Source organism: Mesorhizobium sp. M4A.F.Ca.ET.020.02.1.1 (assembly GCF_004022645.1).
Lineage (GTDB): Bacteria > Pseudomonadota > Alphaproteobacteria > Rhizobiales > Rhizobiaceae > Mesorhizobium.
On sequence record NZ_RZOI01000007.1, the window covers coordinates 20,375 to 31,907 of the forward strand.

6 protein-coding genes and 3 pseudogenes are annotated in these 11,533 nt (G+C 56.9%); 1 reads left to right on the forward strand and 8 read right to left on the reverse strand.

Annotated features, from left to right (window positions below; all coding sequences use genetic code 11):
• Positions 1-220: 220 nt before the first annotated feature.
• The 5 genes and pseudogenes from EN742_RS01375 to EN742_RS40155 form a co-directional block, all read right to left on the reverse strand.
• The gene (locus EN742_RS01375; protein WP_128332288.1) at positions 221-982 is read right to left on the reverse strand and encodes a 2-phosphosulfolactate phosphatase; all 762 of its coding nucleotides are present in this window, start codon (positions 980-982) and stop codon (positions 221-223) included.
• Complete coding sequence (locus EN742_RS01380; RefSeq protein WP_189375105.1) at positions 979-1,857, reverse strand: ribokinase; 879 nt, start codon at positions 1,855-1,857, stop codon at positions 979-981. The genes EN742_RS01375 and EN742_RS01380 overlap by 4 nt, the downstream gene beginning before the upstream one ends.
• A 54-nt stretch (positions 1,858-1,911) precedes the next feature.
• Positions 1,912-2,181, reverse strand: a complete 270-nt coding sequence (locus tag EN742_RS37760) for a UTRA domain-containing protein (protein ID WP_281034926.1) — start codon at positions 2,179-2,181, stop codon at positions 1,912-1,914.
• A 509-nt stretch (positions 2,182-2,690) separates the two neighbouring features.
• Positions 2,691-3,454, reverse strand: a pseudogene (locus EN742_RS01390) (TCP-1/cpn60 chaperonin family protein); the annotation flags it as partial.
• A gap of 36 nt (positions 3,455-3,490) precedes the next feature.
• Positions 3,491-3,753 (reverse strand): annotated as a pseudogene (locus EN742_RS40155) (co-chaperone GroES).
• Between the two features lie 1,996 nt (positions 3,754-5,749).
• Here EN742_RS40155 and EN742_RS38985 point away from each other — a divergent pair.
• A pseudogene (locus tag EN742_RS38985) lies at positions 5,750-5,851 on the forward strand (IS630 family transposase); the annotation flags it as partial.
• A gap of 379 nt (positions 5,852-6,230) precedes the next feature.
• Here EN742_RS38985 and EN742_RS01405 read toward each other — a convergent pair.
• The 3 genes from EN742_RS01405 to EN742_RS01415 form a co-directional block, all read right to left on the reverse strand.
• Entirely contained in the window at positions 6,231-8,834 is a 2,604-nt protein-coding gene (locus tag EN742_RS01405; protein WP_128332292.1) for a hypothetical protein, read from the reverse strand.
• A 485-nt stretch (positions 8,835-9,319) separates the two neighbouring features.
• A complete protein-coding gene (locus EN742_RS01410; RefSeq protein WP_348632834.1) occupies positions 9,320-9,964 on the reverse strand; it encodes a DUF2285 domain-containing protein in 645 nt (214 codons plus the stop codon).
• Between the two features lie 655 nt (positions 9,965-10,619).
• Positions 10,620-11,183, reverse strand: coding sequence for a hypothetical protein (locus tag EN742_RS01415; RefSeq protein WP_128332293.1), 564 nt, complete (start codon positions 11,181-11,183; stop codon positions 10,620-10,622).
• Positions 11,184-11,533 lie beyond the last annotated feature (350 nt).

Genomic DNA, 11,533 nt, shown 5'->3' on the forward strand with positions numbered 1-11,533 from the left:
CAGCAGCGCTTCGTCAAAGCACTCGTATCCAGCTATCACAACCTCGGCTTCAGCGATTGCGTCCATTAGCTGCTTGCGATCACAGAACCACTCGCCGGCTGCCCAGCCGAGCAATTTAAGCTCGCTTATTTCGCGGAGCGAGGCGATGCCTTCCGGGCTAAGATCTGCTGTGGCCAGGACGCGAGGTCGGCCACTGATCAATCTGATGGCGTCGATGCTGCTAGGCATCGAGGAGATAAACCGGATAATCGGAGTCTTCGCCTTGCGCGGCAACCACCGGAACGATTGTTGATTCATTGATGAGCGCACAGAACTCCACGTCGTTCTGCCGGCAGTTGCCGATGAAGCGGCGACCGGTCATCGAGCCCAACAACACCTTCACGGCGCTATCTTGCGAGATTGTGAAGCCGTGAGCGAGCGACGCGGAGTCGTCCAGTTCAACAGCGTCATCCTTCGCCAGTTCACAAAACCGTGAAACGATCAGTCCGGCGCAATAGCTATCCTCAATCGCAACACGTGAGTTCCGCAGTTGGCCTGAGCAGATTATCGTGATGTCTGCATTGCGCGATGAGGCCTCGGCGAGCGCACGCTGGGCAACCGCATCAAGGTTTCGCAGCGAACCAAGCAGTATCAAGGCTGCGCCTTCGCGGACTGCCGCGAGAATGGCTGGCGTGCCATTGGCCGTTGCCAGCATCGCGGAGCGACCCGACAGATCGACTCGGGACAGGAGGGATGGCGAGGGCTCATGATCGAATCCGAGGGGCGTTGATCCATCATCCAGCTCCGCGCAAATAACGCCATCGCCCACGGCGGCGCGCGCTTTGGCGACGTCCGGGCGAAATCCGCCGACAAACACACGAGCGCTGCCGGCGTCGAAAAGGCCGATGAGAGCTGTCGTGGCGCGGATCACATCCACGACAATGCACACGTCTCCGGCAATAGCCAAGGGGCCAGTGGGAAGGAAAGCAACCTTAATCTTCATGCGCAAGCGGTCCGGGTTTTCATCAATTCTGAAATCTGACGCTCATCGGGCAATGCCGGAACCACGAGCTTTTTCGTGACTGCGAGGGCGCCCGCCGCAGTGCCGCGGCGAACGGCGTCAGTGAGGGTCAATCCACTGGCCAGTCCCGCAGCGAGTGCCCCATTGAATGCATCTCCGGCCCCGGTAGTGTCGACGACGTCGACTGGGTAACTCGCGATCTTGGTTAGTCCTTCGGGGCCGGCAATCAAGGCACCATCCGTTCCCAGCGTCATGACGACGTGCCCCACGCCGAGGCCACGCAGTCTTGCCGCTAAATCGGCGTCGGCCTGCTGATCGTCCGCGTCGAGCCCCAGCAGAATGCGCGCTTCAGACTGGTTCGGCGTTAGGATGTCAACGTCGGCGAAGATTTCCTTCGGCAGGACACGGCCAGGTGCGGGATTAAGGATGGTCGTCAGTCCCCGCGCCTTGCCGATGGCAAGCGCGCGGGCCGCCGTCTCGACTGGGATCTCGAGCTGTGTGAGCAGGATGCCCGGGCTCTTCCAGGTGGCTGCGAAGGTTTCGACATGGGTCGCCGTGAGCCGCGCGTTGGCGCCGGGATCGGTGATGATGCGGTTCTCGCCTTCGGCGTCGAGAATGATGATCCCGGCCATCGTCGGTGTCCCAGTCATCTGCCTCACAGCCGAGCAGTCGACGCCTTCGGCGCGCCAGAGTTGCAGTGCCTCGTCACCAAATTTGTCGGTGCCACCGCCCGCCAGCAGTTTGCATCTAGCGCCGAGTCGCGCAGCTCCGATAGCCTGATTAGAGCCCTTGCCGCCATTTCCGAAGGCAAACCCCGACCCCAGCAGAGTTTCGCCCGGCGCCGGCACGTCGCCCACAATCCAAAAACGCAACTCCGTACGAGCCGACGACGTAAATTTCGCAAGTGGGCATCATCTGCTCCCGCCGATTAATTGGCGTGGCTGAGCGATCGAGGCGCTCTTGCGCTCGATCCAGCCGGTATAAATGTAGCGATCGGCCCGGTAGGACGAGGACGAAAAGTAAATAACCTGATCGGTCGCGTCGAAGGCGGTACGGTCGATTTGCAGCACAGCAGTGCCGCTCGACACGTCGAGTGCTTTTGCCAGTTTTGTACGCGCGATGCCTGCCCGTATCTCCTGCCTGGCTCGGGCGAGCGGCACACCAAGTTGTTGCTCAAGAATCTCGGTGAAAGAGGGTCGATGGTCAAAACGTTCTCATCGGTCGGCACGTTAAGTGCGGCTGCAAGCGCGGCGTCAGCGGAACGCCAGTCGACCGTCACATGCCTAGTACCCGGCCGGAAGCCACGCGCTACCGCTTCTTCCGAAAATCCTGAAAAAGTGAGCAGATCCCGGCCGATGTGACGCTTGGCGACGAAGGTCCCCTTGCCAGCGCGTCGATAAAGCAACCCTTCACCGACAAGCGCGAGCACCGCCTGTCGCACAGTGCTGCTGCTGAGTTCGTGCTGCCTCATCAATTCCATCTCAGTGGGGAGTTGATCGCCAGCACTGAAGACGCCGCTCTCAATCTGAGACCGAATGATATCGGCGAGCTGAATATGAAGTGGGGTTCTACCGGGCCGAATCATGCGGTCTCCTCAACCAAGTCACTGCTATCACACGCCGTGGGCGTCAGCAATATTATATTATTGCATTATTGCAATTATACTCTGGCACGGCCGAGCGTCCGGCATCACGTTCTTAAGCTTGATGCCGAGATACTCGCAGATGGGGTGCCGCCAGTGAGGATTGCGATGTCCTCCAGCATGGCCTTGCGGCGGTCGACAAAGCCCTGAGCCTTGATGGCCGCGACCTTCAGTCCGCTTCGCGGCGTGTTAACGACGAGCGTCGCAAGCGTCTCGCCCTCCATGTCCTCTGCGATGGTCAGCAGCTGTTGGCCGACTGTACCACAGCCTCCAGCACCAGGAGCAGCGCCTGGAAATTGCCGAGCTTCTTCTCGTGAATCAGCACTAGGGCTCTTCCAGTTCGACCCCCATCTTGTGCTGATTGATGATGAAATACGGGCCGAGATGGCCGCGGTCGAACTGCATGCCTTAGACTTCCGACTCGTCTTCAACTCCTGGACAATACCCTCGACGGCCTTCGATACCGCGTTTCGGATCCATAGGATTCATGCCTATGGCGACGGCCTAGCACCTTCCTTAACGACCGCCTGGGCGAGAACGGTTGCGGTCGTGGTGCCGTCGCCGGCGATATCGCTAGTTTTCGACGCGACCTCGCGCACCATCTGCGCGCCCATGTTCTCGAACGTACTCAAGCTCCATTTCATTGGCGACGGTGACGCCGTCCTTGGTGATGCAAGAGGCGCCGAACGACTTGTCGATGACGTTACGGCCCTTCGGACGAGAGTGACTTTCACCGCGTCGGCTAGGATGTTGACGCCGCGCAGCATCTTGTTGCGGCCATCGGTGTGGAATTTGACTTCCATGGATACCATTGGTTCACTGGTGCGAATAGGCGGCTTTCGTTGAAGTTAGAGCCACGCGGCTTGCTTGGACGGGGCCACCTCGATCACACCCAGCACATCGCTTTCTTCATGATGAGGAGATCCTCGCCGCTCAGCCTAATCTCGGTGCCCCGCCGACCTTGATGTCCAACGGCTGAAGCTGGCCGGTTTCATTGTTGCGCCAGGGCCGGCGGCGATCACTTCGCCCTCCTCCGGATATTCCTTCGCGTGTCGGGAATGATGATGCCGCCGGCCGTCCTCTTGTCGGCTTCGATGCGGCGGACCAGGATGCGGTCATGTCATATCGTTCTCCTGCAGGGCAAACAGATTGCGACAGGCTAGCCCCATTCGGACCGACAGGACTGGTGCGGGGCTCGCGCGCCGCTTTGCGCCGTCGCGCACATGCAACCTAATTTTGCTCCCTTCTCGTTTCAAGGGTGGACTGACGTAGGAAGTTCCGGCCGAGTTGCGAAATATGTCTTCGGCGCGTTCAGTAGCTGGCATACTAGGTTGTCAGATGCACGTCCATCAGGCAGCCTGGTTCCCTCTGCGCAACGAAATGAATGGGAGGACCGTCAAGTTGCCCGTTTGACAGCAATGACCGGTGCCTTTTGGCACTCGCCGCCGATGCGACCTGATATTTCGAGCTGTGGCCTTCTTATCCAAACGCTGAGGCCGACGTGTTAAGAAGGAAGCTGCTGCTGCAATGGTGCAGATCATAGGTTTTTTCTCCATTTTTGAGTGATGGGGCGCTTGTTATTATTTCAAAGGCTCGTAGCGATCACGCATTATTCTGGATTCTATGTGCGCATGAAAACACTCTGTTTCAGCGGACCCTCACGAGGTGCATCGCAAAAATATGCCAAATGCAGCGGCCTTAATTTCAAGCAATTACAAAATTTTTCTTAGCACGCGGCCAGGTGATGTCGCATTTTGTCGAATTCCTTACAGGAGTTGAAGAGAATTGGTCGGGGGTTCCTTCCTCGATTGGTTGACGGCGGGTGCTGCTGTGGAGGGGTCATGCGTGGATGTTCTTCGCACTGCAAGGGGGGTTGTATGACGATCTGAACAGACCGGTCGGGTGCAAGCCATGTGTCCACGTCATGGACGCCGCCACAGGGCGGCAGAAGAGGATACCGGCGCTTCTTGCTTTGCGAGTGTTGCCGGGCTCAGGCACTGATCTGCAGATGTTTCGACCGTGGACAGATCTACTGTGCCGGTGGCTGCGCGTGTGTTGTGCGTGCCGAGCGGCGACGGTATGTTGCCAAGCGCTACCAAGCCAGCAGAAACGGCCGCTTCGCTCACGCCGAGCTCAGTCGCCGATACCGGGCCTGACGCAATAAAGTGACGCACCATGGTTCACCCGATGACGACGCCAATGTTTATGTCATGACGGCTTCGGCGACGACGCAGATCCAATCGTCTGACTCCGCTAATACGCCGTCCTTAACCGAGCCTGCGATCTCGACGGGGTCGTTGGGGGTGTTTTAAGGGGCCACTGTCACTGGTGTAATCGCCGCTGCTCGCCGTTTATCCGCCGCGAGCCTCTGCGTCGCCGCCAAACCATTTCGAACGTCTCCGTCTTGAGGACAACGATGGCCATATCTCCTGAACTGCAGGCCCAGATCCTGCGCTATCACCATGTCGAGAAGTGGCGCGCTGGCACCATTGCCCGGCAGCTCGGCATCCACCACCACACCGTTCATGGAGTTCTTGCCCCGATACGGGCTGGTGCCCCATGGCCCGCAGACCCGACCCAGCAAGATCGACCCCTATCTGCCGTTCATCCTTGAGACCTTGAAGGCCTTTCCCAGCCTGACTGCTGCCAGGATTGAAGCGGATTGTGTCGCCGCGACGTATCTGCGCTTGCGTTTCTGGCCGGTCATCTCGGAGCCTTCGAGAGATGGGGCGGGATTCCAAAGGTCGTGCTCTACGATAATCTGAAGAGCGCAGTGCTCGAGCGCCCCGTCAGGCCCGCCCGTCTAGACATCTACGACGTCTCAAGGAAACCCCCGATGACCACTCCTGATCCGGAAGACGGGCGTGACCGCGCGGCGCGCCTGCATCTGCGCGGGCTTGTGGCCCACTGGCAGGACGCCACTCAAGGCGGATGGGCGCTTACACTCCTCGACTGGGAAGAGGACGAGCGCGCCAGCAGTCAAGACCGGCGGTTGAAGGACGCCAAAATCGGCCAATTTAAGCCGCTCTGCGACTTCGACTGGTCCTTTCCGACCCGATGCGACCGACAGGCCATCGAGGCTCTGATGGGGCTCCTCACGGCGCAGCGAACGCTGCCGGGCAGCCGCGCCTCACGGACACTGGAAGTCCCCGACCTTCACGGCGGGCTTGCGTCTCGACGGGATCGTCGCACCCTGCCTTCTGGACGGCGCGATGGCAGCCCCAGGAATGCGAGAACCTCTTCGCACATGCTGGGTACGACGCGTGACCGGAATTATCGCGAAAACGCTGTTTGTGAGACCTGTGCGCGGGATCTTTTCGCAAACACCTCGCCGGGGTTGCCAGGCAGAGCATCGGGAGCAGGAAATCAGACAAAGGTCCTGATCGACCGGCACCCAGTCAATCAGTCTGGCAAGCGCATCCAAAGGAGAATGCTGGCCGCGATCAACGGCAGAACCAAACTTTTCCTGACTAATGCGCCGACGTGACATCGCATCCCTCAATCCATTGTACTGATTGAGGGAATTACAGATCAACACGCCAGTCCAGACACCCGCGCACAGGTCCCCTAGTAGTAAAGGAAGAAAATTCACGACGCCTGCACCCTCGAAACCAAGGGGCGAAAGATCATATGATGGTAATGAGGCGTTTTGAACTCTCGCAAACCAACGGGACGGATTGTCGCGGCGCTTGCCTGTGACAGGCACCGATAAATCTCTCCCTCCTGATAGATTTCTTCCAAATCGAGAGAACTCGACATATTCCCACACACGCTTCCTGCATTATCCAAAAAATGTAACTCTTCAATTTGCAACCATTCATAGTGCTCCCCCAGGAGCATCCTTACACCGGTGCCGCTTACATACGGCAGCATAATAGAGAAATATCCATCATGCAGATGGTGTGCTCTAAGCAAGATAACCTTGGATTCGCCTGTTCTCCCCACCGAGATTTTAAGAGGTGAAAAACGCACACTCATATCTTCTGGACCTAAAACAAGTTGAAATCGTCGTTGGACTAGAGCGCTGAATGTGAAGTCAAGCCCCAAGCCGCGTGTGTCATATGCGCCTAGCCGATAAGGTGAGGGCAAGCGTCTGACATTCTTCAGAGTATTTTCCAGATTATAGATCGTCTTCTCACGACCTAGTTCCATAAAGGTGTCGTGCCGAAACTCCTTAAAATGTTCCAATTCCTTTTCAATAGGCATGTGAGCATGACGGAATAGGGCGGCATGGGCGGCCTGCTGCAAAGTCGAATAGTCGTGTGTCACACCCGCCTTGGTAAAAAACGCCCTTGCATCGCTGATGAACCGAACGCATTCAGCTTGAATATTGACGACCCTTTCGTCCTGCTTCTCACTAATTTCCATCTCCTCGAGAACTGGCTCTCCGGCCAAGTCATAGTCCACAACCGCTCCTTCCCTAACGGTGCAGCATTGCTCAAATAAATCGTAATCCCACCAAGATGTCGTAATGAGTGCTTTACTCTCCGCCGGACGCTGAGGCACATCGGCAGCAATCATATAGCGTCCAATTATATCAACCTTCAATTCCTCTTTGACCGCGCGAATCAAATATTCCTGCGTCGTGCCTTTATAGCCTGTGTCGGCCAAAACGATGGTATCTCCTTCCTCCAATTTCAATTTCTTCTTCATGTAGCGTATCAAACGGGCACGGAACGCAGATGAGTTCTTGACTATCAACTCCAACACATCATCCTCGCGCAGCAGCTGATAGAATGCCGCTATTGGATCGGCCGACTGATGGGCAACCTGTATTAGCAATTCAGTAACTTCAGGCGGAATCAAAAGCTGTTTTGCTGCAGAATAAACATCTTGATACTCTGGGTTGATTCCGCTGAGGTAATGATCAACATCGGCGCGGGTTTTGAAAGAGGCCGCTATAGCACCGAATCCGCGGATTCGTACCGGCATGCCGACAGGCTCGCCCGCGTAGGCTTCACACGCGGCTGAAAGAAGGTAGCCATCACGCAGCAGAAACAAGACCTTTACTCGCTTACCCTGCTGTTGTAGCGCCTCCACCTCGTCCAGAAGAAAACGGGCATAGCCATATAGCACCGGACCAAATGACATGTAGCCGATCATTGTTTCAGGCGCGTATGGCCGCAGCTCTGCCATAGAAAAAATCGGCCGAAATGGACTATAGCAGGGCAGAACAACTGTTTTCGGTGCTGCCTGGCCAAATACAATCAACGACGACGCTGCGTGTTGCACGCGCAAGAAGTCTGCGACTTCACGTTCAAACTGTAGGAAATGCAACGCACGTACACCCAATTTCTGAGGCACTTGCGCATCCGCTACGGCATCATCCCCGATGTGAAGTAGATGCGATGCAGGAATACCACACTCTTTGATTACAATCTCGAATAGATCTCGTCTCTTCGACGTTCCATAATCAACAGAGCTGTAAACCTTACTAATTGCCTGCATAACGTCTGTAGGCAAATGCTGAGCCAAGAGGCGCCTTAACTCGCCTTCGCGCAAATACATATCGCTGACGATGATGACTTTTATATCTCGGGTGTGCGCCATCCTGATCAGTTCTACGTATGGTGAGAATGCAAAGCAAACATCCATTTCTGTCTGGATTTCCGTCTCGGCCAATAGCTCGCGTTGCTTGCCAGAAAGCGACGTAAACGGCCGATAAATATCGTGGATATCGATCTGTCTAGATCCGTTCTCTAAACGCTTCGCTCGATAGGCACGCGCGGCAGCGCTAATGCGTTGGTGAGGAGTTATCCCTAAGCTTCGCGCGACAGGGTTATCGGCCAGCACGGCAAAAACATCTTCGGGTGTGGCTGTCTTGCGCCATAGCAACGTATCGAAACAATCAAGTGAGAGTACCTTTATTGAATCCCCAAACTCGTCCAAAATATTTGGGATATCGCGGGCAGTGATTTGCGCTTTGTGGTGCGTATCACGCATGTCGCTGCAGAGCAGACGGTCCTCCGGTTTTTGTCGTTGGGCCGTCTTTTCCGTTAGACCGCGCCCGGATGGAAAGATTGCCTCAGCGTGATGGAAAGACTGATACACGTTGTCTCCGTGATGACGCAGCAGGATCTCGCGATAAACGTCAGTATCAACCATATGATCCTTACGTAATTGTTCGAAAGGCAACGGATCAACATGCGCTTGAGTTATCTTGGCGGCCAAGCGCTCCAGGATATGATGCATATAGTTCTCCTTAAGTGTTTCTCGCGCAAGGGCGATCTTTCTGGCTGAGAGCTTCTCACTTGTTATGCACTCTTGGGTCCCTCCGCACTGCCAAAGCGTCGAGGACAGCGGCAACCCGCTTTCGCTACGGAGCTTCCAACAAGCGGGGGCTAAATTAGAAATGGCCTGAGCTGGTTGGGAGACATGGAGTCGAGCCGGGTCTGCGCAGCAAAACTCCGCTGCCCGCACCTTCTAGTCGTTAACCTCTGCTCTCGCAGAAGCGCTATGGAGATAACGTCCAAATACATTCAACTATTGATCGCTCCTCTGCATCTCACCAAGCATTCGGCCTCAGGCTATCGTTCATAGTTGCTGAATAGCTTGCATGTGCCGTGCCAGGTCAAAAAGCGCTTAAGAACACCCGAGAGTCAGGTTCCTGTACCTTGCGTACTCGACATTGTCGGTTATCGGACAATACGAACGTGCCTCTTGGCATCGACGATGCCTCAACCAGAGCGCCCTCGAAGGCTGTTCGCTGCCATGTCGAGCGGGCCAATCGGTGGTGACGGGTTTAGCTCCGAACTGTTCGCCGGCTGACGCACAGGGCGGACTGTCACTTTGTAAAGAAGGAAATCTCTGTACCCTCCATTCATGAGGGCGCGGCCACGCGAGACGGCGCGGCGAATGCGGTCGCGCAGATGATCGCGAGGATCCCTCCAGTCGGCATGGACGCGCCGTTGACCAACCAGCGCTTCGGCGAGCTCGCGATGTGACGCTCCAGCAAGTGAGCCGTCGAGCGCACGAAGAACGAAGGTCAAACGCGGACCGTGTCTTTCCGGCGAAAAAACAAGCGGGCAGGCAGGTGTTGACCCAAACTTAGAGCATTGAGGCACTCTAGTGCCCTCAGGCGGGGCTTCGAAAGCATTGATGGCCAGATTGCCTCGGTACTGAGGCAGACAGGGTGCAAGATATCGGCGCCAGAGACGGCGAGCTGGAGCGTATGCTCCACATTGCGAAGAAGAACATGCTGACCCTTGTCGGGCGCCAGCAGGACCGTCGCACGACATGGCAATGCAGAGAGCTCGAACGGCGCTGTCGCCGACCATGCAGACAGCTGTTCTGCAATGACCGGCAGCACATGAGCGCACCATAGCGGAGACCAGAATACGAGCGAATTGCGCCCATAAGACTCGGCGAAACCGGACACCCCGGCGTGACAGGTCACCGGCCGACGTGACCACGTCGAGCGAGGATCGGTGGGACAAAGTATTGGCCTGCTGGCTTGCAGCGATCACGTCACACTGGAATGCTGGATTGCGGCGTAAGAACTCCCAGGCCCATTCGCGCGGCGTCAGACCAGTGGTGTAGTCGTACGACCCTTCTCCCGCCAATCAGCCTCATCCACGCCTGTCACGAGAATTGTAAGCACGACTGTGCTCCCCTGCCCGCCCCCAAGGTCGAAACATGATGCCACATGGCAAAGCGCCGGCGCTGAAGGCACCAGAGGTCGATGGCGTCGTTTCGTCGAAGCGGGTGCCACTGGCACTGTCGAGGGCAGAAGACGTGCGCAGATGACGACCAGGCCGTCGAACCCGCGCAGCGACAGCCAGCGCGGCCTGAGTACGCCAGGGGAAGCGGTGTAATAGCGGTGATCGGCTCCTGCGTCCCCTTCAAGACGTTCCTTGAAGACTTAGTGGCGTGGCGGTGGATTGGAGGCTGATTGTGGGCAGGTTGTCTTAACGCGGGCGCAATTAGCTCAGTCATCGGAGGTCTCCTGGGGAAATTTCCGCCATTGGAGGCCAAGTTTCATGCTATGGCAGCCTGTATAGTTGTACAGGTTAAGCCGCCTGGTTCAGTGGAACGCAAAAACGAACCGGCGAGGCGCGCAATCGCTTCTTTTGGCGGTGCTAACGCGGGGCTTTCTTTGCCGGCCGTTTCGCGATGGAGCGCGGCCGGGCTCGGCTTGCCCCGCTGCAGCCGATTTCCCAGGCAGACTTGCCGCTGAACTGCCCTTGTTGCGCGTATACCAATGCGGCGCGTCAGCGAGACATCGTCGATCATTGGCTGCCTCGCCGAGAGCACGCCGAGCCGGAGCTTCCCTGTCTCCTGACCCTCGTCAGCTTGCATATTGAACGGTTCGCCAGCAGCCGAAGTTGGCCTAGCGACCACTCCAATGTGTCCGTTGGAACGCAGCTTGCTGGCGCGATCGGCAGACTTCAAGAATGCAATCAAGGGGACGGTGCAGGCCGAGATTGCTTGCAGGGCCTGGACAACCATCAGGTCGGCCGAGCGGCGCCCCATCCCTTTCCTCGAATCTCCGATTTTACCGCTGGCGGTGTCCAGACTCACAGGTGTAGCCGGCTCGGTCACTCACGGCGTCCATCACCTCATTTGTATCTGCCAATTGAATCCAGCTGCTTGAAGCGTTCCGGAGCGAAGATGTTGGAGTCAAGTCGTTGTAAGCTTCACTGCTTGAGTTCTGCACGGTGTCCGCGCCGGAGGTTGATCCGGTGATTACGCTGTGCGCTCGTTGTCGGATTCTCGACCATGTCGGACATGGGACACAACGCTGCCAGATCGATCGCATTGGTCGGAAACGATTTTCCCAGTTGGCACGACGGTTGCGATCCTATGCGCAAAAGCCCTGCGATGCCGCACCGACTGGAAGAACTCATCAATGATCACGCTTTTCGAACATGTGGGCGCCGCTACCAACACTG

Excerpts from the sequence above, each read along its gene's own strand:
- EN742_RS01375 (WP_128332288.1), bottom strand. The coding sequence starts at position 982 with ATGAAGATTAAGGTTGCTTTCCTTCCCACTGGCCCCTTGGCTATTGCC.
- EN742_RS01410 (WP_348632834.1), bottom strand. The coding sequence starts at position 9,964 with ATGGTGCGCTCATGTGCTGCCGGTCATTGCAGAACAGCTGTCTGCATG.
- EN742_RS01405 (WP_128332292.1), bottom strand. The coding sequence starts at position 8,834 with ATGCATCATATCCTGGAGCGCTTGGCCGCCAAGATAACTCAAGCGCAT.